The organism is Bacillus sp. AFS053548 (assembly GCF_002575105.1).
Classification (GTDB): domain Bacteria; phylum Bacillota; class Bacilli; order Bacillales; family Bacillaceae_G; genus Gottfriedia.
This window is the reverse complement of record NZ_NUHI01000088.1, coordinates 1-26,308: the sequence shown is the minus strand read 5'-3', so window position 1 is coordinate 26,308 and position 26,308 is coordinate 1. Positions and strand designations below refer to the sequence as shown.

Sequence of the window (26,308 nt, the reverse complement as noted above, 5' to 3'; positions counted from 1 at the left end):
TAAAGGAGAGGTAATATGGCTGAAAAGGTAGAATTGGAAACGATTCTAGTTCGCAAAGGTGAAGAGTTAAATCCTCATGTTTTACATAAATTTTTAGCAAAAAATATTGATGATCTACCAGATGGAGAATTAGCGATTCGTCAGTTCTCAGCAGGTCATTCAAACTTAACCTATTTACTAAAAATTGGGGAATGGGAAGTTGTGTTAAGACGGCCGCCACTTGGCCCAGTTGCTCCAAAAGCACACGATATGAAAAGAGAATTTCGTATTTTATCAGAAATACATCCAAACTTTACAGCTGCACCTAAGCCAATTTTATATTCAGAAAATGAAGTAATTGTAGGTAGTCCATTTTTCATTATGGAAAGAAAAAATGGTGAAGTATTTGACTCATCATTTCCTCCACATTTAAACGTAACAATTGAAGATCGTAAAAGATTATCTACTGTAATGGTAAATAAGCTGGTTGAGTTACACTCCATTGATTATACAAAAACAAAACTCCTAGAAATAACGAAACCTGAGAATTTTATGGAAAGACAGGTTAATGGCTGGATTGGACGTTATAACAGGGCAAAGACTAGTGAAATTGCCGAGGTTGATCGACTAATGAGTTGGCTAATTAATAATGTTCCAAAAAATAATCACTCATCAATCATTCATTATGATTTTAAATTGAATAATTCGATGTTTAGTCATGATTTAAAAGAAATGATTGGACTGTTTGATTGGGAAATGACCACAATTGGTGATCCATTAGCTGATTTAGGTGTCGCTTTATGCTATTGGATTCAAAATGATGATCCAGATTTATTAAAATTTGGATTAGGTAAGCCCCCTGTTACGATTCAAGAAGGATTTATTACAAGAAATCAATTTATTGAGGCGTATGCAAAGAAAAGTGGCAGAGATTTATCAAACATACATTACTATATGGCTTTCGCTTATTTTAAATTAGCAGTAATTGTTCAACAAATCTTCTATCGATTTAAAGCAGGTCAAACAAGTGATCAGCGTTTTGCAAAGTTTGACCAATTCGCAGAAAATCTGATTAGGATTGCCAATGATATAGCTGTTAAATAGATTCATATAAAAGGAGTGTAATAAATGAGTAAACAACATTTATTAGTAGAAGTTAATGAGCGGATTTTAACTTTAACGCTAAATAGGCCCGAAAGTCTAAATTCTTTTAGTTATGAAATGTTAAATGGTATTACTGAAGCGCTTAATCAAGCAAAAATGAATCCGGAAATTAAAGCAATTGTACTAAATGGTGCAGGTCGTTCATTTTCAGCAGGTGGAGATGTAAAAACGATGGGAAAAGTCACTCCAAATGCAGTATATGAGCATATCGGAATCCTAAATACAGTTATTAAAACGATTCGTGAAATCGAAAAGCCTATAATTGCTTCCGTTCATGGATTTGCAGCTGGTGCTGGTTTTAACTTGGCTTTAGCATGTGATTTAATCATAGCAGCAGACAATAGTAAATTTGCATTAAGCTTCTCTCAAGTTGGATTAATCTCAGATGGAGGCGGTTCTTATTTCCTACCAAGGTTAATCGGTCCATATTTAGCAAAACAGTTTTTCTATACAGCAGAGCCAGTTCCTGCTGAAAAAATGTATCAGCTAGGTATGATTAACACACTTGTACCACCTGAAAATTTAGCTGAAGAAACAGTGAAATTTGCAAATATTGTAGCGGCAGGACCTGGAAAAGCAAATGGTATGATGAAAAAATTAATTAATCAATCTTTTACATCAACTTTAGATGAAATGCTAGAACTTGAAAGAATTACTCAGCCATTAATGGTAGCAACTGAAGACCATCAAGAAGGTGTTGCTGCATTTAAAGAAAAAAGAAAAGCGATTTTTACCGGTAAATAAAAAACTGAAAGGATGTTTACGATGCAATCAATTCAATTTAAACAATTTGGCGGTCCCGAGGTATTAGAAAAAGTAGAACTTGAAAGACCAGTACCAAAGGGAAAAGAAGTATTAATTGAAGTGCATGCAGCAGGTGTCAATTATGCTGATACAGCGCGAAGAGAAAATCAATATGTAGTCAAAACTACTTTGCCATATGTACCTGGTGCTGAAGTTGCTGGAGTCGTAGTGGAAATTGGAGATGAGGTTACTTCAGTAAAAATTGGTGATCGAGTTGTTTCAATGTTGGAATGTGGTGGATATTCAGACTTTGCTTTGACAGATGAGCGATCAATTATTCCTTTATCGAATGAAATGGATTTTAAAATAGCCGCTGCATTACCCGTCCAAGGATTAAGTGCTTACCATATCTTAAAAACAATGGGTATGTTAGAACCAGGAGAAACCGTTTTAGTTCATGCGGCAGCAGGAGGTCTAGGTACGTTAGCAGTGCAATTAGCTAACCTATTTGGAGCCGGAAAAGTAATCGCTACAGCAAGTACAGCCGAAAAATTACAGCTAGCTAAAGAGATGGGCGCAGATGTATTAATCAATTATTCAGAAGAAGGCTGGCAACAAAAAGTACTTGAAGCTACAAATGGAAAAGGTGTAGATGTTGCCTTAGAGATGGCAGGTGGCGATGTTTTTTATAAAACGTTAGATTGCTTAGCTTATTTCGGAAGATTAGTTATTTATGGTGTGGCAAGTGGCCAGCAAAGTAAATTTTACCCTTCCTCTTTAATGGCAAAAAATCAATCAGTAATTGGTTTTTTCTTACCACCTCTTTTGAGAAAAAAGGCTTTAATTAAACAAAGCTTAGAAGAGTTATTTACTTTTTTAGCTGAAGGGAAATTAAAAATTACGATTGGAGAAGTATTTCCATTAAGTGAAGCAGCAAATGTCCATACGATAATGCAATCAAGAAAAACTGTTGGAAAAGTGATTTTAGAGCCGAGAAAATAATGGATTTTTGATATGAAAAACTTTGATCAGATGAAACGGGGGAAATTTAAATGCATTTACGCCTGACTGACGAACAAAAAATGATTCAAAAAACAATTCGAAAATTTGTTGAAAAAGAATTAATCCCTTTAGAAAATGAAGTACTTAGAAATGAGCGTGAAGGTAGAACAAGCTTAGATCCCGCACTTGAAAAGGAGCTTCAATTAAAAGCAAAAAAAGCTGGTTTCTGGGGAATTAATACACCAACTGAATATGGTGGTGCTGATTTAGGTCAAATGATGTTAGCGATTATTTATATGGAAATTTCAAAAACATTCGTTCCTTTTAAATTTGGTGGTTACGCGGATAATATTTTATTTTATTGTAACGAAGAACAAAAAAAGAAATACCTTATTCCTACAATAAATGGTGAGAAAAAGTCATGCTTTGCTATGACAGAACCTAATGCGGGCTCTGATACTCAAAACATTAAAATGACCGCTATAAAAGATGGGAATGAATGGGTATTAAACGGTGAGAAAACATTTATTACAGGTGGAAACGAAGCGGATTTTGTAATGGTCATTGCAATTACGGATAAAGAAAGACATCAAAAAACTGGTGGAAGAGATGGTGTAACTTGTTTTATAGTCGACCGGGACATGGGTTGGAAATCTGAATTTATTCATACAATGGGCGAATGGGGACCAGCTGGTTTAGTATTTGATAATGTCCGTGTGCCTGAAGAAAATATCTTGGGTGAATTAAATGGTGGATATAATTTAGGACTTGAATGGATCGGATTTGCAAGATGGATTGTAGGGGCCACAGCTGTTGGAGCTGCTGAACGTTTATTACAAATGGCCATTGACTATTCAAAAGAAAGGGAAACATTCGGAAAACCAATTGCCGAAAGACAAGCTATACAATGGCAAATAGCGGATTCTGCTGTTGAAATAGAAGCTGCCAAATGGCTTGTGTTAAATGCTGCATATACACTCGATCAAGGAGAAGACAATAGACATTTAGCATCAATGGCGAAACTATATGGTTCGAATATGGGAAATCGAGTTGTTGACCGTGTACTTCAAATTCATGGTGGAATCGGATATACAAAAGAACTTCCCATTGAACGATGGTACCGTGAAGCAAGATTATGGAGAATATACGACGGAACTGATGAAATTCAGCGCTTGATCATTTCACGTAATTTACTAAAAGGACATGTTAAATTAGGACAATACGTTTAAAGATGGGAGAGAGGAAAATGGCAGGAAGATTTGAAGGTAGAGTAGCCTTTGTAACAGGCGGTAGTCGAGGAATCGGAAAGGGAATTGTAGAATTATTTGCAAAAGAAGGAGCAAAAGTAGCCATTATTGATGTGAATGAAGAAGCACTATCACAAACTGCTTCTGAATTTAAACAGTATGAAATATACACTAAAGTTGCAAACGTTACAATTTCCGATGAAGTTGAAACTGCTATGAAAGAGGTACATGATACATTTGGTTCAATAGATATTGTAGTCAATAATGCAGGTGTTATTCGCGATAATTTATTATTTAAAATGACAGACTCAGATTGGGATACTGTTATGGATGTGCACTTGAAAGGAGCTTTTAATGTTGTACGTGCTGCACAAGCCTATATGGTTAAACAAAAATATGGAAGAATCATTAATATTTCGTCAACATCTGCACTTGGTAACCGTGGCCAATCAAACTATGCAACTGCAAAGGCCGGTTTACAAGGACTAACGAAAACACTTGCAATTGAACTTGGTAAATATGGAATCACTTCTAATGCTGTGGCACCAGGGTTTATCGAAACTGAAATGACGAAGGAAACAGCAAATCGAATCGGTATTACTTTTGAACAACTTGTCGAGGCAAGTTTAAGCCAAATACCAGCTGGAAGAACAGGTAAACCAGAGGATATTGCAAATGCAGTTGCTTTCTTTGCTGATGAAAAGTCTTCCTATGTAAATGGGCAAGTTTTATATGTTGCAGGTGGACCTAAAGCTTAAAAAAAATGAGGTGAATTTAATGTTTAAATCGTTCATTGGTAAACGCTCTAATTTAGTAAAAAATACTGTAGAACGTGCTGCTGTGAAAAAATTTGCTGAAGCAGTTGGGGATTTACATCCAATTTATGTTGATGAAGAATACGGAAAACAATCTAGATATGGACAAAATATTGCTCCGACGACATTTCCAAGAGTATTTGACTATGGGAAAATAGAAAGTTTTAACCTACCTAATGTTGGTCTAATTCATGGTGAGCAAACATTTGAATATAAAAGGCCACTTTTAGTTGGCGAAACCATTAATTGTTATACAGAAATTAAGGATTATTATGAAAAACGTGGTGGGCACGGGTTTATGGGGTTTTTAGTACTATCAGATAATGGAGAAGATCAAGCAGGCAATATTATATTTACTACTAAATCAGTTGTTATTATAACTGAAGAGGTTAGGAAGGTGCTAACGGTATGACGGTATTATTAGATTTACAAATTGGTGACTCGTTGAAACCTGTCGTACTTGAACCAGTATCGCGAATTGATTTAATAAAATACGCAGGTGCATCAGGTGATTATAATCCTATTCATACAATTGATGAGGAAGCAAAGAAAGCTGGTTTACCTGGAATTATTGCACATGGCATGTGGACAATGGGGAATTTAGCTAAACTTTTTTCAGATTATTTAGAAGTTGGATTTATTGAAACTTACTCCATAAGATTTAAAAATATGGTATTTCTAAATGATGTCATCACATTAAATTCAACACTTGATAAAGTTGATAAAAACTTACTACATTTTAAAGTAAATGCAAAGAATCAGAACGATGTATCAGTTATTACTGGTAAAATTTTATTTAAATTATATGAATGATACTGAATCTAATTGGGACTTCTAAAAGGAGTCCCTTTTGTATTTTATAATGTTAATTTTACATTAAATAGGATTTGGATAGAGTGGATTAACACATAATATTAAAAAACGAAATAGGTGAGAAAAATGGATCTTTCATTTGATAAATTATTAGAGCAATTTGATTTGAAAAAAAATGAACACCAAAAAAATTTGCATAAGGTTAACAAAAGAATAGATGAAATAGAGTCTCATATGGACGAAATTAAAAAGCAATTACATAATTTTGACCATCAAATTGTTAATATAGAAAAAGAATTAAAAACTACACTATCAATGATTAGCAGTGAAAATGAATCAAGCTCACACCACAATATAGATCAAGATAGAGGTCATAACCAGCAAAACGAGCATCAAGAACATCAAGAGCAAAACAGACATCAAAAGCATCACAATACTCATGAACACCAATCTGATCATCCAAATTGGGCTGAAAATCTAATCCATAATGTAGAGGATTTTTCAGCAAGTATTTTTGAGCCTAAACATGATGGCCATAAAGAGCATCAAGAACATCAAGAACATCTAGAACATCATGAGCATGAAGATCATCAACAAAAACAAGAGCATCATGAACATGAACATGAAGATTTCGAGGAAAAGCAACATAACTCAAGAGTAGCTAATAGGAAAAAGTATAATAATCAAAATATAAACCAGTATTCTGCAAGTACAATGGACGAAAGTCAATCTAGCGGCATAACAGCGGGATTAACGAGTTTTAATGAAAAAAATTATTCGGAATTATCATCTGATTTTACAAATCATAATGAAGAAAAACACGAACATAACAATCATGGTAACGTCTCTAATGAAAAGAAGAAGACATCTGAACAATTATTAGAAACGGACTTTTCTGATTTATCAATTGATGATTGGGAAGACTCTACTACCAACTTATCAATGTCAGAGTGGTTTGAAGTTGATCCTAATGATAAAAGATAGTATTAGTTGATTTAATTCTTGAATTCGGGGGGCACTGTCTTAATTATTCGATATATTAGCCAAATATTTGATATTGAACAAAATGGCGTTAGTTGTCAAATTATTTTGCACAGAGTAAATGCATTACTTCTTTAAAGTGAAGTAATGCATTTTTGCTTTTTGGAGGAAATACACTCTGATTTGGTGAATTTATCTATAGAATACTTTACCTAATTATGCATTTTTTAGCCATGAAAGTTCATAAAGATATAAAATTGAGAATAAATAAAGTGTTAAATAGTGGGGGCGATAATGATATTCCAGTAGGCTATTTTGGTCGGAGTATGGGCTTTGTGAAATTTTGTGATTAAGCTAATTAGTTAAAAAAAATAGATAGGAGTTAATATGTCTAAGAAAACAATAGTATTTACCGGTGGCGGCTCTGCGGGGCATGTGACACCAAATATCGCCATTATAAATGAATTAAATAAAAATGATTGGGATATCCATTACATTGGATCTAAAAAAGGAATTGAAAAGGAACTAATAAATAAAATTGATATACCTTATTACGGGATCTCAAGCGGAAAATTAAGACGTTATATAGATTTTGAAAATATTATCGATATGTTTCGAGTAATAAAAGGCTGTCTTGACGCAAGAAGAGTATTAAAAAAAATCAAACCGAGTTTAGTTTTTTCAAAAGGTGGCTTTGTTTCTGTACCAGTAATCATTGCTGCTAGCACATTGAAAATTCCAATTTTTATACATGAAAGTGATATGACACCAGGACTTGCAAATAAAATTTCTCAGCGATTTGCTACCAAAATTTTCACGTCATTTGAAGAAGCAAAAAATTATTTTCCAAAAAATAAAACAACAGTAATTGGTTCTCCAATTAGAAAGGAACTATTAAATGGCTCAAGACAAAAGGGCTTAGAATTCCTTAATTTTAAAAGTTATATACCAATATTAACAATTATGGGTGGAAGTTTAGGTGCAAAGAAAATTAATGTAACTGTTAGAGAATCATTACAGGATCTAACGAAAAAGTATCAGATTATTCATCTATGTGGTAAAGGAAATGTTGATGAAAGTTTAAAAAATATTCAAGGGTATAAGCAATTTGAATATGTTCATGACGAACTAGCCGACGTATTGGCCGCATCTCAAATGATTATCACTAGAGGTGGCTCAAATGCAATATTTGAATTTTTAGCGTTACATAAACCGATGTTAATCATCCCACTTACGAAAAATCAAAGTAGGGGAGACCAAATTTTAAATGCAAATTCTTTTAAAGAAAAAGGCTTTGCTTTAATGATGGAAGAAGAGGATTTAACGAATAAATCACTTCAAGAATCAATTGAAGAACTTCAAACTAAAAAGGACTTTTTCGTTACCAATATGAAGTCATCAAATCAAAGTAATGCACTTGATGTACTACTTGAAGAAATAAATAGTTATTGATTCGATTAAAGCATTCTTCTAAATAAAGGAAGAAATGCTTTTTTGTTGAATTACCCTAAAGGGACTAAGAGAAATAATGTAAGAAGAAGGTGGAAAATTTGATTACAGAAAAACAATTAAAAGAAATTAGCATTTTACAAGATACATGCGAAAAATTTGATGAAATAAATTTAAAGTTAAACTGGGAAATGTTAAGAAATCGAAGAAAAGATATAAAAGAAGATTTTTTTCACTATGAAGAAAATCAATTAGTTGGATTTTTAGCGACTTACTATTTTGGAGAAAAAGTTGAAATCTGCGGTATGGTTCATCCAGATTTTCGACGAAAAGGAATTTTTTCTAGTTTGTTAAATGAAGCACTGAATTCAATAGCTCCGGCCACAACCATTTTATTAAATGCTCCTGAAGCTTCAGCATCAGCGAAAGAATTTATTCGAAATCAAAAAAAATGTACCTATTCTTTCTCTGAATATCAAATGGCTTGGAAAAACCAAGAGGTAAAAGAATTTACACCAATCGTTACATTCACGAAAGCAGAGCAATTAGATTTCACATTTATTTCAAATTTAGATGTTGTATGTTTTGGATTTGAAAATAGCGATGCAAAGAAGTACAATCAACGCATCTTAAATGAACCAGATCGTGACCTATTTATAATAGAAGTAAATGATGAAAAAATTGGTAAGATGAGTTTGCTTCGTGAAAAGAATGAGAGTTGGATTTTTGGATTTGCAATACTTCCTGAATACCAAGGTAGGGGATATGGAAAAAATGCATTACTCCAAACCATTCAAAAAGAAAACGAGATTGGAAACGAAATTCATTTAGAAGTTGCTCTAGAAAATAGTAACGCGAAGAAATTATATATCGATTGTGGATTTAGCCAATATAACAAGCAAGATTATTATAAAATTAGCCAATAATTTGTAAGAGACTGTCTGTATTTTAAGACAGCCTCTTTTTTTTATGTTAATACAATAATTTTATCCTTATGAAAATATCTATGTTACACTAGAAATGGATTAAATGGTAAAGGGTGAAAGTTTTGGAAAAAATAAGAGGTTTTGAAGTAGCAAAAGGATTTGAAAATTGTGGAGTGAATCTACCAAAAAGAGCAACGACTCATGCAGCTGGTTATGATATCGAATGTATTGAAGAGACAATTATCAATCCAAACGAGATCAAACTTGTTGGTACAGGGTTAAAAGCGTATATGCAAAAAGACGAATTTTTAGCATTATTTGTGCGCTCGTCTACACCGTTAAAGAAAGGTTTAATGAAAGGAAATGGGGTAGGGGTTATTGATTCAGACTACTACAGCAATCCTTCAAACGATGGCCATATCATGATGCAATTAATAAATGTATCAAAGGAGCCTGTAATCATTCAAAAAGGTGAGAGAATTGGACAAGCTGTTTTCCAAAAGTTCTTATTAGCTGATGATGATTTCGCTGGGGAAGAACGAGTAAGTGGTTTTGGAAGTACTGGCAAATAACAATGCAGAAATAAAAAAAGAACTCGATATGATCGAGTTCTTTTAATTTTGTAATTAATCTAACATTCTTGCAAGTTTTGGTGATAAAGCAAGTAAGATTAAGCCTGCAACTATTGCTGCTCCACCTACTGCTAAGAATACTTGTAACATACCAAGAGTTGTTGTAAATGCAGCTAATTGACCACCAACTAAGTTTGCAATGAAACTTGATGATAACCATACACCCATTAATAATGAAGCAAGTTTAGCAGGTGCATAACGAGATACTGCTGATAAACCAACTGGTGAAAGTACTAATTCAGCAATTGTATGGAAGAAATATGTCATAACCATGAATAACATGTTTGCTTTTACAGTAATGTGATTTGGATCAGAACCAGTTTTCATAACTGCCATAATTGTGAAAGCGAAACCAACACCTAATAGGATAAGACCCATTGCCATTTTCGCAGGAACACTAATGTTTTTACCATTTCTTGCCATTTTAATCCAGATCATAGAAAGAACTGGAGCAAAAAGCATAATGAATAATGGGTTAACAGATTGGAACCAAGCAGATGGTACATTGAAGCTTCCAACTTTAAGATCTAAGAAACGCTCAGTATAAAGTGTTAATGATGAACCAGCTTGTTCAAATCCAGCCCAGAAAAATACTACGAATGCAGCTAAGATAAAGATAACTGTAGTACGTTGTTTTTCCTTTTTAGTAAGAGGAACATCCTTAACTGATTTGCTGTTACCCTCTTTCACAACTTTAGCGTTAGGTTTAGTACCTAGATCACCTAAATATTTTTGAGCTAATACGTTAAAAATAATTTGACCAATAATCATACCGATCGCAGATGCTAAGAAACCATAACGGTAACCAAATAAATCATCGCCAGCAGCATTTTTAGACATAAATAAAGTTTGTGCTAAATAACCAGTAACAAGTGGAGCAAAGAATGCACCTAAGTTGATACCCATGTAGAAGATTGTGAATGCACCATCACGACGTGGGTCATCTCCTTCATAAAGTTCACCAACAATTGTTGAAATGTTTGGTTTGAAGAAACCATTACCGATAATCATTAAAATTAAACCAAGATATAAACCAGTTGAAGAATGAATACCGAATAATGCGATATTACCAGCTGCCATAATAATACCACCAATTGTAATAGCAGCACGCTTCGCAAGGAAATTATCTGTAATCCAACCACCAATGATTGGAGTGAAATATACAAGACCAGTAAATAATCCATAAAGTTGTAGTGCCCAAGCATCTTTAAATCCAAGTCCACCTTGAACTACTGAAGTTGTTAAATAAAGAACTAAAAGTGCACGCATTCCATAATAACTAAAGCGCTCCCAAGCCTCTGTTGCAAAAAGTAAGTAAAGGCCAGGTGGGTGTTTCGTTTTTTGATTTTGCTCGTTTGATGAAACGTTTTGTTTTGTTGCTACGCTCATTCAAATTCCTCCCTCATAAGTGCTATTCTGTGTAATTTTCTGTATGAATATTTATTGTCGTCAATTCATATACTATTCTGTCAATTTATTGTAAAAAATAATTTCCGAATTCAACAAATTTCGACAATTTGAGTTAAAAAAAATTTCTAACTATTTTCATCAGAACAATGCTACTAAATTCATATCTAGATCCGCCAAAAATAACCTGGGACCATTTTACTATTTTAGTATAACACACAATAGCGTATTTCTGTAAAGTTTTTTATATTGTCAGACAAATCTAGCAATACTGATTTTTCTCATTAAACTAGTATTTTTAGACTTTGTCGATTGACCTGTATTAGTACAGCCTAAACAAAAAGACCTATATCTAAATAATAATAAGTTTTTGAAATATTTCAAGGGTTTTTATTATTTTTTACTTTAATATTATAAAAGTTTAATTAAACAAAAGAATGGGAATTGTCAAAATATGTCGAAATGAAAATAGAATGTTTTGTCCTTTTTTAATATTCAATTAATTCATATGGACGATTTTCTAAAATTTGGATATACTAAAAGTACTATATATGAAACGGAGTGATGAATATGGGAAAGTTAATTAATTTAGTTCAGAAAAAGGTAAATAGTAGAGGACAAAAAATGGAGTGAATCTTCATTATTGTCCTTATATAATTGGAGGACAAAATGAATTTAAGACAATTAGGTTGGAACGAAGCGTTCGGAGAAAAGGATCAAAATACTGTAGTTGCAAGAGTTATATCTGAACAAAGACAAATTTATAAATTGCATGATGGAGAAAATGAACTAACTGGTGAAGTTTCTGGGAAATTTCAATTCCAAGCAAAAGTAAAAAGTGATTATCCATCCGTTGGAGATTGGGTTGTTATTGATTCGTTAAAAGGTGAAAACAAAGCCATTATTCAAAAGGTATTGCCGAGAACAAGTCAATTCTCAAGGCAATCTGCAGGAGAAAAAACTGAAGAACAAATAGTAGCTACTAATATAGATTACGTGTTTTTAGTAATGGCATTAAATAACGATTTTAATATAAGAAGATTAGAACGTTATTTACTTGTTGCATATGATAGTGGAGCTAGTCCAATTATCATTTTAACAAAAAAGGATTTATGCACTGACCTACCAACCAAAATTGCAGCAGTTGAAGAGATTGCATTTGGTGTACCGATTTATTCTGTAAATAGTACAAATGGAGAAGGTATAGAAGAACTGAAACAGCTCATTTCAGAAGGGAAGACTGTTTCCTTACTTGGTTCTTCAGGTGTTGGTAAATCTACATTATTAAACGCGTTAATCGGTGAAGTAATTCAAATAACACAGGTCGTACGTGAAGGTGACGATCGTGGTAAACATACAACTACACATCGCGAATTATTTTTCCTACCAACTGGTGGAATGGTCATCGATACACCAGGTATGCGAGAACTACAACTTTGGGGTGGAGAAGAGCATATAAGCTCGACATTTATAGATGTCGAAGAATTAGCTAAATCATGTAAATTCTCAGACTGTACACATGAAAACGAACCAGGATGTGCAGTCAATCAAGCAATCGAAAACGGTGAACTAGATCATCAAAGACTCACAAGCTATCGTAAATTAATGAGAGAACTAGCGTATGCAGAACGTAAACAAGACGCATCACTAGCTAGACAAGAAAGAGATAAGTGGAAAAAAATTAGTAAAATGATGAATACTAAGTCTTATAAATAAGAGGGAAGAGTATTTATACTCTTCTTTTTCTTTTTGACATTTTCATGAGGGCTTCATGAGGAAGTGGAAATGTAAGAATGCGCGAATTAGTAACTCATAAAGGGTTCATGAGTAAGTAAAAAGACAAAAATTGCGCGAATTAGTAACTCATAAAGGGTTCATGAGTAAGTAAAAAGACAAAATTGCGCGATTTAGTAACTCATAAGGGGTTCATGAGTAAGTAAAAAGACAAAAATACACGATTTACTTACTCGTAATGTGTCCAAGGTTAGTTACATAATTCTTTAAAAAAATCTCAGTCTTAAGACTGAGATAAGACAATACTTAAGTTTGTATCAAAACGAGCAAAAAATAGATAAACTACATAGTAGAATAGTTAATAACAAAAGCTTTCGATTGCTATTAACAAGCTAGTTTAGTGAATAGAGGAGAGCTATATGAAGCGATTTAGACGATTGTCTAGCAATGAATTAACCGGATTATTATTCATAATTGCAGGCATTGGATTATTATTTGACCTATTTTTAAATCCTTTTGCAATAATCGCAGCTGGGGTAGGTATTTATTTATTTCAGTATGGGGCAAAAAAACGCAAAGTTTACCCTTCTACATCTGCGAATATCGCGTTTTTTGGAGGAATCATTTTATTTATCAGTAATGTATTTCAATTGAAATCGATTTTAGGGGTACTATCCTTTATTGTGATTTATGTTGGATATTTAATATTCGTTAATTCTAAATTTAACGCAAAAGTCATTATTCCAAACATAGTTGAAACAACGAATACAGGTGTCTTTGAAACAAATTCTCTCATTTCAAATCGATTTTTCACAAATATTCATCTAAAGAATGATTCATTTGAGTTAGAAGATGTAGATTATTATTTTGGAATTGGAGATGTCATAATCGATCTTTCGGAGTCATTTATTCCTGAAGGAGAGACAGTGTTGGTATTAAATGGAATCATCGGTAATATTACTTTGTATGTGCCGTATGATTTAGAAGTCTCGATTCAGCATTCTACTTTATATGGCAAAATTAATATCCTTAAAAATAAATTGAACGGGTTTAACAAGAATTGTAAGTTCACTTCTAATGATTATAAAGAAGCTTCAAGAAAGTTGAAAATTGTCACTTCTTTAGCAATCGGAAATATTGAGGTGACAAATAAATGAAAATTGACAAAGGTATCTTTTTATCAATATGTCTTGCTGCGTTTACATCTAGTATTTTAATCTGTGGCGTTGTTTATTATTTTATTGATCATACTTTCCTTGATAAATTGTTTCTGTATAAAATTGGAAATTTTTCTTTACTATTAATATTATTTGTAGCCATCATAATTATATCAATTGTTTATAGTACAGCTGTTTTGAGTACGATTCGTCATAATGAAAAAGCTTTATTGGAAGGTATAGTAAAGGCAGAAAATGGAATTTATCATAAAGAATCAGAGCATTCAATTCGGTCAATTGATAACGAAATCGAATTAAAACTTCAAAAAATTTCTAAACAAATTGAAGATTCAAGGAAGACTGTTCAAAAATTAGTAGATGAAAAGAAATTAATTGAGTCTCAGACAATTGAAGATGTCGTAACGAAAGAGCGACATAGACTAGCAAGAGAATTACATGACTCAGTTAGCCAACAATTATTTGCGATATCGATGATGATTTCTGCAATCAATGAACTTGGTGAAACTACGTTTAAAGAACAATTACAATATATTGAAAAAATGGCGATTAATGCTCAATCAGAAATGCGTGCACTTTTATTACATTTAAGACCAGTTCAGTTAGAAGGTAAAAGCTTAAAAGAAGGCGTAGAAAAGCTTCTAACTGAATTAACAGATCGTCAAGCTCTTCAATTAAAATGGAAAATCGATGATATTACACTTTCAAAAGGTGTAGAGGATCATTTATTTAGGATTATTCAAGAAGCATTATCGAATACTTTAAGGCATGCAAATGCAAAAACTTTTGAAATACGAATTAGAAAAATTGAAGATTTTGTATTAGTTCGAATGATTGATGATGGAGTTGGTTTTGATGTCGAGAACCGAAAAACTGGTTCGTATGGATTGCAATCAATAAGTGAACGTTCTTCTGAAATTGGTGGAACGGCAAAAATAGTAAGTATACCAAAAAGGGGAACCCAGATAGAAGTAAAAGTTCCAGTAATTGAATAGAGGTGGGAAATTTGATCAAAGTCGTGTTAGTTGATGATCATGAAATGGTAAGAATGGGTGTTTCTACATATTTAAGTACTCAATCTGATATTGAAGTGGTTGGTCAAGCGAGTAATGGAAAAGAAGGCGTAGAACTTGTATTAGAAAAACGTCCTGATATTGTATTAATGGACTTAATTATGGAAGTTATGGATGGAATTGAAGCGACAAAACAAATTATTTCAAAATGGCCAGAAGCAAAAATCATTATTGTTACAAGTTTTATTGATGATGAAAATGTTTATCCTGCAATTGACGCAGGTGCAATTAGTTATATGTTAAAAACATCTAGAGCTAGTGATATCGCAGGTGCAATACGAACGACACATAAAGGCGGCTCAGTTTTAGAACCAGTTGTTACAGGGAAAATGATGAATAGAATGAGAAAATCTACCCAACGTGAATTACATGATGATTTAACTGCTAGAGAACAAGAAGTGCTTCATTTAATGACTGAAGGTAAATCAAATCAAGAAATCGCCGATGCTTTGTTTGTTTCATTAAAAACGGTAAAAACGCATGTAAGTAATATCTTAACGAAATTAGAAGTGGTCGATCGAACTCAAGCCGTAATTTATGCTTTTAGACACGGTATTGTAGAACAAAAATAGATTTATTAACAAAAAGAAGTCAAAAATGGCTTCTTTTTTTCTATTTTTATAAGAAGATATGAAGCAATATTTTAGAAAAATTAATAATTAATGGTAAGATAGTTATATTCGTTTTTATTTATTTTAGAAGGAGCAGTTAATTGAAGATAAAATTGAATCATAAAATCATAAAAGAACGCTGCGGTACAGTCTCCTTCAAAAGAGGTGACTCTTTTTATCGCGCAAATAAAGTACAAATCGAAAAATACAATGAAGTTGACTGTACAGCTACAGTTATAGGAAATGAAGAATTTACTGTTCATGTTATAAAAGAAGAAAATGGTGATTTTTATTGTAACTGCACTTGTCCTAAACTAGCTTCAATTAAAACGGATTGTCAACATATAGCTGCCGTTTTAATTTCGATTTTTGAACGTCAGAAAAACGAGGGAAATCCTAATGAAATAGATGTTTTTATAGAAAACTCCGATTTAAATGGGTCGAATGGTATTTTAGAACTTTTTCATGATAAAACGTTTCGTAAAAGCGGACAATTAAAACATTTTGACGATCGGCAAATTATTGATTTCGACTTTATTTGCGAAATCGTTGAAATGAATGAAGGTTATAAAATCCTTGGAATTGCGATGGCATTTGGAAAAAAGAAAGTAGAAAATCTACGCAATTTTTTAAGGGATGTTAATGAGGGGAAACCAAGTAATATTTCGGCTGAAATTATTTTTGACCCTAATTTACATTGTGTCCAAAATGAAGTTAATCGTATTTGGGAACTTTTAATAAAGTTGTTAGATGATGAAAAAATGTTTAATGATCCCCTAACTATGGAAAATGAATACATGTTCATTTCTCCGACAATTTGGAGCCAATTCATTAATTTATTAACGGTTACAGAAAACGTCAAAATAATTGAAAATGGAATACCATTTAATGGAATTTCATTTACCGAAGATAAATTACCATTGGAATTTGAAATAGATCATTTAAGTGATCAATACTTTTTAACTGTAAAAGGAATTGAGCAATTAACGATAATGGAAGCTTATTCAACAGTCTTATATCGTGGAAGAATATATAATCTAAAAGTTGAGGAATTTAATCGACTTGTTGATTTAAAACAAATATTTAAAAACACAGTACATGAAAAAATAAATATACCAACAGACCAAATCCATCTTTACGTTGAGAAAGTAATTCCAGGTCTTATAAAGCTTGGGAACGTGCAATTACCTTCTTCATTATCAAACCAATATTCTGAAATTCCGTTAAGAGCAAAGCTATATTTAGATCGTATAAAAAATAAATTACTTGCTGGGCTTGAATTTCATTATGATCGTATCGTGATTAATCCGCTAGATAAAAGAGAAATTCAACTTAGTAAAACGTTAATTAGAGATGAAGAAAAAGAATTAGAAATATTACAATTAATGGAAGATAGTTCATTTTCAAAAACTGAAGGTGGCTATTTCTTACAAAATGAAGAACTTGAATACGAGTTTTTAAGAAATATTGTACCTAAACTTGAAAAACTAGCTGAAATTTATGCAACAACTGCAGTTCGAAATAGAATTTTTAAAGAAAATAAGAAGCCTCAAATACGGGTTAATTTAAAAAGAGAACGAACGAATTGGTTGGAATTTAAATTTGAATTAGACATTCCTGAGAAACAAATCAAAGAAGTATTATTAGCACTGAAAGAGAAACGGAAATATTATCGGTTACATGATGGTACTTTGTACTCGCTTGAAACGAGAGAATTACAAGAGATAAGGCGATTTTTAAATGCAGTACCTGAGCAAGAGTTTGATTATGAAAGTGTATTAAACTTACCAATAAAAAATGGTCTATATTTATTAGATTCTGCTGAAGAAACTAGTCTATTTAAAATTGAAGATCGTTTGCATCATTTTTATGAGAGTTTAATAAATCCAAATGAAATAGTAGAAGAAGTACCTAAAACCTTGAAAAAACTGTTACGAGACTACCAAATTTTTGGATATAAATGGATGAAGAATTTAGCTAAATTTGGATTTGGAGGAATTTTAGCGGATGATATGGGCTTAGGTAAAACAATTCAAAGCCTTGCTTATATACAATCCGTTTTAAAGGAAATCCGTTCATTTAATACACCAATTCTAATTGTTTGTCCTACCGCATTAACGTATAACTGGTTAAGCGAAGTATTCAAATTCGTACCGGAAATTCAAGCGCTTATCATTGATGGAAATAAAAATGAAAGATTGAAAATTCAAAAAGAACTAGTCAATATCGATGTATTAATTACCTCTTATTCGATGTTAAGAAATGATATAAAGTGGTACGAGAAACAAAAGTTTCATACAGTATTTTTTGATGAGGCACAGAATTTTAAAAATCCTTTTACTCAAACAGCTAAAGTTGTTAAAAAGCTAAATGCTGATCAACGATTTGCATTAACAGGTACGCCAATTGAAAATTCACTCGAAGAACTTTGGGCAATTTATCATGTAGTTTTTCCAGAATTATTTGGAGGGTTAAAGGAATTTAGTAATTTGACTAGGAAAACAATCTCCAAAAGAGTTCGTCCTTTCTTATTAAGAAGATTAAAAGAGGATGTACTTAAGGAACTTCCAGAGAAAATCGAATCGAAGGAATCTGTCGAATTGCTACCAGAACAAAAAAAATTATATGCAGCATATTTAGCAAAACTACGACACGACACACTAAAGCACTTAGCAGTGGATAAATTTACATTAGGCAAAAATCATATAAAAATTTTAGCTGGTTTAACCCGTTTAAGACAAATTTGTTGCCATCCAGCTTTATTTATAGATGGTTACGAAGGTAGTTCAGCTAAGTTTGAACAGCTATTTCAAATAATTGAGGCATCAAAAATAGCTGGTAGAAGAGTATTGATATTCTCTCAATTTACAAAAATGTTAGATTTAATCGGTAGAGAACTATCAATTATGGGAGAACAATTTTTTTATCTAGATGGACAAACTCCTTCTGAAGAACGTCTATCTATTTGTAATCGATTTAATGTTGGTGAACATAACTTCTTCTTAATTTCATTAAAAGCAGGAGGAGTGGGACTAAATTTAACTGGAGCTGATACAGTTATTCTTTATGATAATTGGTGGAATCCTGCGGTTGAAAACCAGGCAACAGATCGAGCATACCGTTTCGGTCAAATGAATGATGTTCAAGTGATCAAGCTAGTCGCTAAAGGTACGATTGAAGATAAAATGAATGAACTACAAGAGAAGAAAAAACAATTAATAGGAGAAATTATTGAAACGAATGGAAAAACTTCATTTAATTTAACAGAAGAAGACATTCGTGAATTATTAATGTTTTAATATATTTGCCACTCGCCTGAGTGGCTTTTCCCTCTCCCTCGAAAAAGTCCTTGGCTTCGTTTTATTTCATTCTTAAAAGTTTGAAAGCGAGTATATTAGTAATGAAGCTAATAATTTAATAAATTCATAGATTGAAAATGAAATTATTATTATGAGAGGGAGAGTTAGCATGAGCAATAATCGAAAATTTGTTAATGTCTCAGTAGGAGTTCCAGGGCCAAAGGGGAAAGAACTCATTGAATTACGTAATGAGTTTGTTCCAAATGGAGTTGGAAATAATACACCTGTTTTTGTAGAAAAAGCAAAAGGTACAATCGTTGAGGATGTTGATGGAAATAAATTTTTAGATTTTGCTGGAGCGATTGGTACGCTAAATGTAGGACATACTCCAAAGAATGTTGTACAAGCGATTAAAAATCAATCAGAGCGATTAATCCACTCTTGTTTTCATGTAGGAATGTATAAGTCTTATATTGATTTAGCTAAAAAATTAACTGAAATAACGCCTGGGGATTTTTCTAAAAAAACAATTCTATTAAATAGCGGTGCTGAAGCAGTTGAAAATGCTGTTAAAATTGCAAGGAAGTACACTGGTCGTTCAGGAATTATTTCGTTTACTCGAGGATTTCATGGGCGAACTTTATTAGGAATGTCTTTAACAAGTAAAGTAAAACCATATAAATATAAAATGGGACCATTTGCTCCAGCTACATATAAAGCTAAATTCCCTTATATATCAAATAGACCGAAAGAGTTATCTGAAGAAGAATATATTAATTTTTGTATTTCTCAATTTAAGGATTTTCTTTTAACAGATGTATCACCAGAAGAAGTGGCTGCAGTTATTATAGAGCCCGTACAAGGTGAAGGAGGATTTATTGTTCCTCCAAAGAAATTTGTAAAAGAAGTATATTCAATTTGTAAGTCACATGGAATTTTGTTTATAGCGGATGAAATTCAAACAGGATTTGGGAGAACGGGTGAATTATTTGCATCAACGATTTTTGAAATTGAACCGGATTTAATCACAATGTCAAAATCAATCGCAGCGGGTGTTCCTATTAGTGCGGTCACAGGTCGAACTGAAATAATGGATGCGGCATCACCAGGGGAACTAGGTGGAACATATGGCGGAAGTCCTTTAGGTTGTGTGGCAGCGCTCGAGGTGATTGGAAAAATTGAAAGTGAAAAATTATGGATTCGAGCTAGATCGATTGGAGAAAAAATTAAATCATTTTTTGATCAATTGAAAAATGATTTTCCAATTATATATGACATTAGAGGACTAGGAGCAATGGTAGGTATCGAATTTATAGATCCTACTTCTGGTCAACCAGCAAAAGAGTTTGTTGCAGCATTAACAAAAAAATGTTGTGAAAATGGCGTCATTATACTTAGCGCAGGGGTTCATAGTAATATTCTTCGTTTCTTAACACCTTTAATTATTTCTGACGAAGAATTAGATGAAGGACTGGATATTATAAAACAATCAATAGATCAAGTTGCTAGTCAGCTTATAACTGAGGTGAAATAGAATGAAAAAACAATTTTATATAGATGGAAGTTGGGTTGAAGGGGTTAAACATGAAAATCTTGTTGCACCTCATTCTGGTGAAGTTTTAGCCGAAATACCATTCGCAACGATAGAGAATTTGGAAGAAGCGATCAGGGCGGCTAATAACGCGAAAACTCAAATGGAAAAGCTCAGCTCATATGAAAGAAGTGTCATTTTAGAGCAATTAGTTGAACAGTTTAAAGAAAATCGTTCAAAACTAGCTGAGATTTTAGCACTAGAGGCATCAAAACCTCTAAAGGCTGCTTTAGGTGAAATTGATCGAACGATTGCAACTTATAAAATTGCTGCTGAAGAAGCAAAAAGAATATACGGGGAAACAATCCCATTAGATGCAGTAGCAGGTGGTGAAGGTCGAGTCACTTATACAGTCAGAGAGCCAGTTGGTGTAATTGGTGCAATTACACCGTTTAATTTCCCGTTTAATTTAGTAGCACATAAAGTTGGTCCAGCAATTGCTGCAGGAAATACAATTGTTTTAAAACCTGCTAGTCAGACTCCACTCTCTGCGATTGCATTAGCTGAAATGATTGATAAAACGGATTTACCTAAAGGTGCATTTAACCTAATTACTGGAAAGGGCTCCGAAATTGGTGATGCTTTAGTAAAACATCCTGAAGTTAAAGCAATTACATTTACGGGCAGTCCTGAAGTAGGCATCTCATTAAAAAACAAAGCAGGATTAAAAAAAGTAACTTTAGAACTAGGGTCAAACTCAGCGTTGATCATCGATGAAGAAGTCCAGTTAACTGATGAATTAATCAATCGTTGTGTATGGGGAGCCTTTATTTATAACGGCCAAGTATGTATTTCATTACAAAGAATTTTTGTACACCATACACTTTATAATGAATTCCTATTGAAGATGAAAAAGGCTACTAAATTATTAAATATAGGTTCGCCATTAGACCTTCAAACAGATATTAGTGCTCTGATTTCTAAAAAAGATGTTGCTAGAATAGATGAATGGGTTAAGCAATCTATTAAAGATGGAGCCGATCTAGTAACTGGTGGGGATATAATAGATGATCGTCTTTATAAACCAACTATTTTAACAAACGTAAAGAACAGTAGTGATGTATCCTGTAAGGAAATTTTTGGTCCAGTTGTAGTCATCAATTCATATGAACAGTTTGATGAAGCAATAAATGATGTAAACAATAGTCGATTTGGATTACAAGCTGGTGTCTATACAAACAACTTACAAAAAGCATTATATGCTACTAAAAAATTACATGTAGGTGGCGTGCTAGTAAACGATGTTCCTACTTTTAGAGTAGATTTAATGCCTTACGGTGGCGTAAAAGAAAGTGGGTATGGAAGAGAAGGCATAAAATATGCAATACAAGAGATGACTGAACTGAAACTAGTCTCTATTAAACTTTAAGACTGCCCGCGCGGGTGCTCATTACCGTTTAGGGTAACTCCGCTCCTCACTAAGCTTCGCGCCTCGAAGACAAGCGAATCAAACTGATAAACATGGGTTTTGGAATTTGTCTTTAAAATGAATGGACTGATCGTGCATTAATATGATCAGTCCTTTTTTTATTCTAAAACTTCAGAATTATATGTTATATTTGTATGAGATGAAAAAATTGGTTTAAGTGAATTGTAAAAAGTGTTTTTAAAAATTTAACACCTCTATGAGCTTCGAAGGGAGATTAGGTATGGAAATTCGAAAATTAACAATTGAAGATTTACCTGAGTTTATACGATTAAGAAGTGAAGGGTTAACATTATCACCAGAAGCATTCGGAGAAAGTTTAACTGAATACGAGAGAAAATCAATCGAACAGCATACAAATAATTTTCCTAAGACTTTTGATAATTTTATTATCGGTGCATTCGACAAAGACATACTTATTGGGGTTGCTGGCTTCTATCAAAAAAGATCTGAAAAAATGAAACATAAAGGAACAATTTGGGGAATGTATGTTACACCAGATTATCGAGGTAAAGGTGTAGGGAAAAAAGTTTTAAGTCAAGCGATTCAAGATGCTATGGAAATTGTAGAAATTTTACAAATTGAATTGGCAGTCATTTCATCAAATCAATCTGCAAAAAGACTTTATGAAACTGTAGGCTTTGAAAGCTTTGGTACAGAAAAAAGAGCATTATTTGTTAATGGTGAATTTTACGATGAAGATCATATGGTTAAGATTATTAAATAGGAAGAAAGAGATGATCAAATGAATGTGTTGATCGTCTTTTTTTATTTTTAAGGCTCAGTTATTTTAGAGTGTTGATTATTTATCCATTAAAATAGCAGATTGGTTGAATAAGGATTAATTTTATAACTTCGTTTGTGCTTAATGAAGGGAATATCGTTTAAATCAAGAATTAACATATTATGGAAAAATGCAATAGTGGAGGTTTTTTTCTTTCTCTCAGCTTGTTAATAATAATCGATAGTATTATCGACTATCTTTACGAATTAACGATTCTTATAATTAGAATGTTGATTTTATTTACAATGGTGTACTTATTGATCAATAGAAGATTACTCGATTAATTCAACTAACGCATGCAAACCATTCCCAGTAGATCAATTTACTGAAATCAACTTTTACATTAAAGATAAATACAAGGTCCGAGTAGTATTTTTAGAAGTTCTATAAAAAATCTCCACTCTAAAACCTTGTATTTTCTTTTTCTGGTTGTTTTGGCATCGACTCTATATTCAAAAAGAATTTAGACTTATTATCGGCTTGCTAATGTACAGTCAGAACCACTTAGTGTTCTAATCAAGTAAAAGAAAAGGGCTCCGCCTGTAAACCCAGCTCCCAACCCCAAAAAGGTAAATGACATTTAAACGCGAAAAATATCTAATCAAATTTTAATGAAAAATGGTAAAATATAGTAAATAGTATAAGGCATTTAAATTACATAATAACTAAAAAGGTAGGTGGAATCTATGGAAAGAACGCACGAATCAGAAACGACTGAAAGCAAAGTTTACGTGGAAGATAAGAAAGTATTTTCACCAATAGAGGATCTACAAAAAATGGCGGGTGTTATTCCTTTAAAAAGAAAAAGTTTCGAATTAGGGAAAAAGCCAAAGCTAATAAGATATTTAGGATATTTCTTTATTACATTTATCGTATTAACAATGTTATTTGGGTTAGTTGCAAGCTTCTTAGACTAATAGAATTTTTAATCCTGAAAGAACTATATAACAAAACAGGGAGAGAAAAAGATGAAGAATCTAGTCGTTGGTGGAATTGGAGTTTTAGCAAGTATTTTATTATTTGGAGTAACACTTATTTCGGCATCAATCTATTCTTTGTACCTATCTCAACCAGCTGGAGATGGATGGGACTCAAATTTAGGAGTTTTAGGAACAGCGTTGGCTAATATTGGAATAATTCCATTGTTATTAAGTTTAGTATTCTTTATCATTGGTGCTCGTTATGTATATAAGGGAATCAAGGAATAACCTATTACCTATTAAAGGGAGGATTCATTTGGAAAACCTGTTATTTACCCCAATTATTGTATGGTTTCTAATCTTTGCTGCTATTGCCATTGGAATTATCTTTTTTGCAAAAAAAATATTAAGAAAATAAGAAAATGAGCGAGTAAAGATCACAAAATATTATGGAGGGTTTCTTATATGTTTATAGGAATATTACTCATTTTATTTGGATTTTTACTAATAATGAATCCTGAAGCATTTTGGGTAGTTACGGAAAGTTGGAAATCCGATGGTGCAACAGAACCATCTTCTTTTTATAAGTGGAGTACACGTTTTGGCGGAACAATGTGTGTTTTAGTTGGTGCTGCTAGTATCATCGCGTCAAGGTTATAATATAAGGAGTACAGATCACAATTAATGTGATCTTTTTGTGTGAAAAAAAGAATGAGTGGTTAATCCTTATGCTAAAAGGGAAAATGAGTATTTCACAACTTTTATTGATGGTTGTATTTTCATCAACTATAAATATAATATTAAATCATTATAATTATTGGGATAATCGATTTATTGCTGCAATAATTGGTGGGTTATCCACATTACTTGGAGGAATTTTAGCCATAATCATTATTAAAAATGATTAATATCTTATTCAACTACCATGAAAATAAATTCTGAAAAACCAATTAAAAGGCAATACTAAATAGAAGCAGCTCATTCGTTTTAAAAAAAAGTGGAGCGACCTATTGTTGGTGTATATGGATTCTAATTAAGTAGATTAAGAGGCTTCGGTTATATTCACGGTATACCCTAGGTTTTCGAGTCTTCGAACCGAATGGCGGACAATAGATTCTTGCCTCTGCTTATCAAAGTAATCTTCACCTAGATCAACGTACATTTCTTTTCGAGTTAAAAGGTAATATGCGATTCTCAACATCGCGTGTGCGACTACGATCGCCGCCTTTTTTTGTCCTTTTCGTCCAGCAGTACGTCTATACAGTGCACCAAGATAGTTTTTGGATCCTCTTACTGATTGAGCTGCTTCTACTAAAGCCGATTTTAAATACTTATTTCCCTTTTTTGATTTACTAGATTTTCTTTTTCCCGCACTCTCGTTGTGACCTGGGACCAATGCTGCCCATGAACATAGATTGGAGGCAGAAGGGAATTGATCACCAAAATTTGCTCCAATTTCAGCGAAAATTTGTTCAGCCATTCTTGTGGCAATTCCAGGAATTGAATCGAGTCGTTCTATATCTTCTTGATTTGAACTTACTCGATTTGCGATCTCTTTATCTAACATTTCTATTTGTTCACTTAGGAAATCAATATGGGTTAAAATCGTTTTTATCATTAAGCGTTGGTGTGGATGGATATGACCTTGAAGTGCCAATTTAAGCTCTTCTTTTTTCTTCTTCAATGTACCACGGGCGAAGTTTGAAAGTATTTCAGGATCATCTTCACCATTTGCTATTGCTCGAAGCATGTCTGTTGATGAAACACCGTCAATTTCAGATACAACAGATCCTAGTTTGATGTTAGCTCCTTCTAAAACCTTTTGAATCCGATTAAGTTGTCTGGCACGTTCTTCAATAATACTACGGCGATATCGTACAAGTTCTCTCAACTCTCGTTGATCTCTATTCGGAATAAAACTTGCTTTTAATAATCCATGACGAAGAAGTTGAGCGATCCATTCGGCATCTTTCACATCGGTTTTGCGACCAGGGAGTGCTTTCATGTGTTGGGCATTCACTACTAAAAACTCGATGCCTTCGGACTCAAGTAAATTAACAATTGGTTTCCAATAAACACTAGTACTTTCCATTGCCACATGAGTACACTTATTCTCCTTGATCCAGTCCAATAACTTTAGTAGAAAAATAGTCTTTGTTGAAAATGTTTGAACCTCCTTTCCTTCTGGGGTCAAAATACAAGCAGTGATATTGTCTTTATGAACATCAAGACCACACGCTCTTTCAATGATAATATCCATTGAAATCTTCCTTTCTAGGCATGTAAATGGAGGCTGGTGCAACAATCAGAATAGGATTAATCTACCATGAGTGCTTCCCGAAAGGGAGCAACAGTCAGTTGTGCACCGTGGTCGTTGGAGTCAGACTAACGCAAGGGCTCTAAGCACCATAGTTGATCGACCTTCCTCTCCCAGCCTTAGAACCAGTATGGTCGACTTCGTTACATTTTCATTCACTGTTGTGAAGCTCCGATTTTGAGCTTCATGGTTGGCTAACGCATGCGTGTGCGGCCGAGC

25 protein-coding genes are annotated in these 26,308 nt (G+C 33.0%); 23 read left to right on the top strand and 2 right to left on the bottom strand.

What is annotated here, in order from left to right; translation table 11 throughout:
* The first annotated feature begins 15 nt into the window (after positions 1 to 15).
* The 11 genes from CN946_RS22615 (at position 16) to CN946_RS22565 (ending at position 9,692) form a co-directional block, all read left to right on the top strand.
* Complete coding sequence (locus CN946_RS22615; protein ID WP_098863096.1) at positions 16 to 1,083, top strand: phosphotransferase family protein; 1,068 nt, start codon at positions 16 to 18, stop codon at positions 1,081 to 1,083.
* Positions 1,084 to 1,107: 24 nt separating this feature from the next.
* A complete protein-coding gene (locus CN946_RS22610; protein ID WP_098863095.1) occupies positions 1,108 to 1,887 on the top strand; it encodes an enoyl-CoA hydratase/isomerase family protein in 780 nt (259 codons plus the stop codon).
* A gap of 21 nt (positions 1,888 to 1,908) precedes the next feature.
* Positions 1,909 to 2,889, top strand: coding sequence for a quinone oxidoreductase family protein (locus CN946_RS22605; RefSeq protein WP_098863094.1), 981 nt, complete (start codon positions 1,909 to 1,911; stop codon positions 2,887 to 2,889).
* Between the two features lie 50 nt (positions 2,890 to 2,939).
* Complete coding sequence (locus CN946_RS22600; protein ID WP_098863093.1) at positions 2,940 to 4,118, top strand: acyl-CoA dehydrogenase family protein; 1,179 nt, start codon at positions 2,940 to 2,942, stop codon at positions 4,116 to 4,118.
* 17 nt (positions 4,119 to 4,135) lie between these two features.
* A complete protein-coding gene (gene fabG / locus CN946_RS22595; RefSeq protein ID WP_098863092.1) occupies positions 4,136 to 4,894 on the top strand; it encodes a 3-oxoacyl-ACP reductase FabG in 759 nt (252 codons plus the stop codon).
* 19 nt (positions 4,895 to 4,913) lie between these two features.
* Entirely contained in the window at positions 4,914 to 5,363 is a 450-nt protein-coding gene (locus CN946_RS22590; protein WP_098863091.1) for a MaoC family dehydratase N-terminal domain-containing protein, read from the top strand.
* The gene (locus CN946_RS22585; RefSeq protein WP_098863090.1) at positions 5,360 to 5,764 is read left to right on the top strand and encodes a MaoC/PaaZ C-terminal domain-containing protein; all 405 of its coding nucleotides are present in this window, start codon (positions 5,360 to 5,362) and stop codon (positions 5,762 to 5,764) included. Before CN946_RS22590 ends, CN946_RS22585 begins: the two co-directional genes overlap by 4 nt.
* A 126-nt stretch (positions 5,765 to 5,890) precedes the next feature.
* Positions 5,891 to 6,748 carry a hypothetical protein gene (locus tag CN946_RS22580; protein ID WP_098863089.1) on the top strand — a complete coding sequence of 286 codons (858 nt, stop codon included), beginning with the start codon at positions 5,891 to 5,893 and terminating at the stop codon, positions 6,746 to 6,748.
* Positions 6,749 to 7,132: 384 nt separating this feature from the next.
* Positions 7,133 to 8,197, top strand: a complete 1,065-nt coding sequence (locus tag CN946_RS22575; RefSeq protein ID WP_098863088.1) for an undecaprenyldiphospho-muramoylpentapeptide beta-N-acetylglucosaminyltransferase — start codon at positions 7,133 to 7,135, stop codon at positions 8,195 to 8,197.
* 98 nt (positions 8,198 to 8,295) lie between these two features.
* Positions 8,296 to 9,120, top strand: coding sequence for a GNAT family N-acetyltransferase (locus CN946_RS22570; RefSeq protein WP_098863087.1), 825 nt, complete (start codon positions 8,296 to 8,298; stop codon positions 9,118 to 9,120).
* Positions 9,121 to 9,242: 122 nt separating this feature from the next.
* Positions 9,243 to 9,692, top strand: a complete 450-nt coding sequence (locus tag CN946_RS22565) for a dCTP deaminase domain-containing protein (RefSeq protein WP_069032426.1) — start codon at positions 9,243 to 9,245, stop codon at positions 9,690 to 9,692.
* 54 nt (positions 9,693 to 9,746) lie between these two features.
* On the opposite strand, the gene CN946_RS22560 is transcribed toward CN946_RS22565, so the two are convergent.
* The gene (locus tag CN946_RS22560; RefSeq protein WP_098863086.1) at positions 9,747 to 11,141 is read right to left on the bottom strand and encodes a peptide MFS transporter; all 1,395 of its coding nucleotides are present in this window, start codon (positions 11,139 to 11,141) and stop codon (positions 9,747 to 9,749) included.
* A gap of 687 nt (positions 11,142 to 11,828) precedes the next feature.
* On the opposite strand from CN946_RS22560, the gene rsgA reads away from it, so the two are divergent.
* From rsgA to CN946_RS23640, 12 genes are all read left to right on the top strand, one after another.
* Complete coding sequence (gene rsgA, locus CN946_RS22555) at positions 11,829 to 12,875, top strand: ribosome small subunit-dependent GTPase A (protein ID WP_098863085.1); 1,047 nt, start codon at positions 11,829 to 11,831, stop codon at positions 12,873 to 12,875.
* A gap of 437 nt (positions 12,876 to 13,312) precedes the next feature.
* Positions 13,313 to 14,050, top strand: coding sequence for a cell wall-active antibiotics response protein LiaF (liaF, locus tag CN946_RS22550; RefSeq protein ID WP_098863084.1), 738 nt, complete (start codon positions 13,313 to 13,315; stop codon positions 14,048 to 14,050).
* Positions 14,047 to 15,063 (top strand): sensor histidine kinase, encoded by a 1,017-nt coding sequence (locus tag CN946_RS22545; RefSeq protein WP_098863083.1) that lies wholly within the window; start codon positions 14,047 to 14,049, stop codon positions 15,061 to 15,063. Before liaF ends, CN946_RS22545 begins: the two co-directional genes overlap by 4 nt.
* A gap of 11 nt (positions 15,064 to 15,074) precedes the next feature.
* Positions 15,075 to 15,713 carry a response regulator transcription factor gene (locus tag CN946_RS22540; RefSeq protein WP_098863082.1) on the top strand — a complete coding sequence of 213 codons (639 nt, stop codon included), beginning with the start codon at positions 15,075 to 15,077 and terminating at the stop codon, positions 15,711 to 15,713.
* Positions 15,714 to 15,853: 140 nt separating this feature from the next.
* On the top strand, positions 15,854 to 19,051 hold the full coding sequence (locus tag CN946_RS22535; RefSeq protein WP_098863081.1) for a DEAD/DEAH box helicase: 3,198 nt from the start codon (positions 15,854 to 15,856) through the stop codon (positions 19,049 to 19,051).
* Positions 19,052 to 19,220: 169 nt separating this feature from the next.
* Positions 19,221 to 20,585, top strand: coding sequence for a 4-aminobutyrate--2-oxoglutarate transaminase (gene gabT / locus CN946_RS22530; RefSeq protein ID WP_098863080.1), 1,365 nt, complete (start codon positions 19,221 to 19,223; stop codon positions 20,583 to 20,585).
* 1 nt (position 20,586) lies between these two features.
* Positions 20,587 to 22,011, top strand: coding sequence for an aldehyde dehydrogenase family protein (locus CN946_RS22525; RefSeq protein ID WP_098863079.1), 1,425 nt, complete (start codon positions 20,587 to 20,589; stop codon positions 22,009 to 22,011).
* Positions 22,012 to 22,291: 280 nt separating this feature from the next.
* Positions 22,292 to 22,795, top strand: coding sequence for a GNAT family N-acetyltransferase (locus CN946_RS22520; RefSeq protein ID WP_176547421.1), 504 nt, complete (start codon positions 22,292 to 22,294; stop codon positions 22,793 to 22,795).
* A gap of 743 nt (positions 22,796 to 23,538) precedes the next feature.
* Entirely contained in the window at positions 23,539 to 23,769 is a 231-nt protein-coding gene (locus CN946_RS22515; RefSeq protein WP_098863077.1) for a hypothetical protein, read from the top strand.
* Positions 23,770 to 23,820: 51 nt separating this feature from the next.
* Complete coding sequence (locus tag CN946_RS22510) at positions 23,821 to 24,060, top strand: hypothetical protein (protein ID WP_098863076.1); 240 nt, start codon at positions 23,821 to 23,823, stop codon at positions 24,058 to 24,060.
* Between the two features lie 177 nt (positions 24,061 to 24,237).
* Positions 24,238 to 24,432 (top strand): DUF6199 family natural product biosynthesis protein, encoded by a 195-nt coding sequence (locus CN946_RS22505; RefSeq protein WP_098863075.1) that lies wholly within the window; start codon positions 24,238 to 24,240, stop codon positions 24,430 to 24,432.
* A 68-nt stretch (positions 24,433 to 24,500) separates the two neighbouring features.
* Entirely contained in the window at positions 24,501 to 24,680 is a 180-nt protein-coding gene (locus tag CN946_RS23640; RefSeq protein WP_176547420.1) for a hypothetical protein, read from the top strand.
* A 134-nt stretch (positions 24,681 to 24,814) separates the two neighbouring features.
* Here the strand turns inward: CN946_RS23640 and CN946_RS22495 are convergent, their stop codons facing one another.
* Positions 24,815 to 26,032, bottom strand: a complete 1,218-nt coding sequence (locus tag CN946_RS22495) for an IS110 family RNA-guided transposase (protein WP_098863073.1) — start codon at positions 26,030 to 26,032, stop codon at positions 24,815 to 24,817.
* Positions 26,033 to 26,308 lie beyond the last annotated feature (276 nt).

Bases quoted from the DNA above. Each gene is read 5' to 3' on its own strand.
- CN946_RS22615 (WP_098863096.1), top strand. From the start codon at position 16: ATGGCTGAAAAGGTAGAATTGGAAACGATTCTAGTTCGCAAAGGTGAA.
- CN946_RS22610 (WP_098863095.1), top strand. From the start codon at position 1,108: ATGAGTAAACAACATTTATTAGTAGAAGTTAATGAGCGGATTTTAACT.
- CN946_RS22605 (WP_098863094.1), top strand. From the start codon at position 1,909: ATGCAATCAATTCAATTTAAACAATTTGGCGGTCCCGAGGTATTAGAA.
- CN946_RS22600 (WP_098863093.1), top strand. From the start codon at position 2,940: ATGCATTTACGCCTGACTGACGAACAAAAAATGATTCAAAAAACAATT.
- fabG (WP_098863092.1), top strand. From the start codon at position 4,136: ATGGCAGGAAGATTTGAAGGTAGAGTAGCCTTTGTAACAGGCGGTAGT.
- CN946_RS22590 (WP_098863091.1), top strand. From the start codon at position 4,914: ATGTTTAAATCGTTCATTGGTAAACGCTCTAATTTAGTAAAAAATACT.
- CN946_RS22585 (WP_098863090.1), top strand. From the start codon at position 5,360: ATGACGGTATTATTAGATTTACAAATTGGTGACTCGTTGAAACCTGTC.
- CN946_RS22580 (WP_098863089.1), top strand. From the start codon at position 5,891: ATGGATCTTTCATTTGATAAATTATTAGAGCAATTTGATTTGAAAAAA.
- CN946_RS22575 (WP_098863088.1), top strand. From the start codon at position 7,133: ATGTCTAAGAAAACAATAGTATTTACCGGTGGCGGCTCTGCGGGGCAT.
- CN946_RS22560 (WP_098863086.1), bottom strand. From the start codon at position 11,141: ATGAGCGTAGCAACAAAACAAAACGTTTCATCAAACGAGCAAAATCAA.
- rsgA (WP_098863085.1), top strand. From the start codon at position 11,829: ATGAATTTAAGACAATTAGGTTGGAACGAAGCGTTCGGAGAAAAGGAT.
- liaF (WP_098863084.1), top strand. From the start codon at position 13,313: ATGAAGCGATTTAGACGATTGTCTAGCAATGAATTAACCGGATTATTA.
- CN946_RS22545 (WP_098863083.1), top strand. From the start codon at position 14,047: ATGAAAATTGACAAAGGTATCTTTTTATCAATATGTCTTGCTGCGTTT.
- gabT (WP_098863080.1), top strand. From the start codon at position 19,221: ATGAGCAATAATCGAAAATTTGTTAATGTCTCAGTAGGAGTTCCAGGG.
- CN946_RS22525 (WP_098863079.1), top strand. From the start codon at position 20,587: ATGAAAAAACAATTTTATATAGATGGAAGTTGGGTTGAAGGGGTTAAA.
- CN946_RS22520 (WP_176547421.1), top strand. From the start codon at position 22,292: ATGGAAATTCGAAAATTAACAATTGAAGATTTACCTGAGTTTATACGA.
- CN946_RS22515 (WP_098863077.1), top strand. From the start codon at position 23,539: ATGGAAAGAACGCACGAATCAGAAACGACTGAAAGCAAAGTTTACGTG.
- CN946_RS22510 (WP_098863076.1), top strand. From the start codon at position 23,821: ATGAAGAATCTAGTCGTTGGTGGAATTGGAGTTTTAGCAAGTATTTTA.
- CN946_RS22505 (WP_098863075.1), top strand. From the start codon at position 24,238: ATGTTTATAGGAATATTACTCATTTTATTTGGATTTTTACTAATAATG.
- CN946_RS23640 (WP_176547420.1), top strand. From the start codon at position 24,501: ATGCTAAAAGGGAAAATGAGTATTTCACAACTTTTATTGATGGTTGTA.
- CN946_RS22495 (WP_098863073.1), bottom strand. From the start codon at position 26,032: ATGGATATTATCATTGAAAGAGCGTGTGGTCTTGATGTTCATAAAGAC.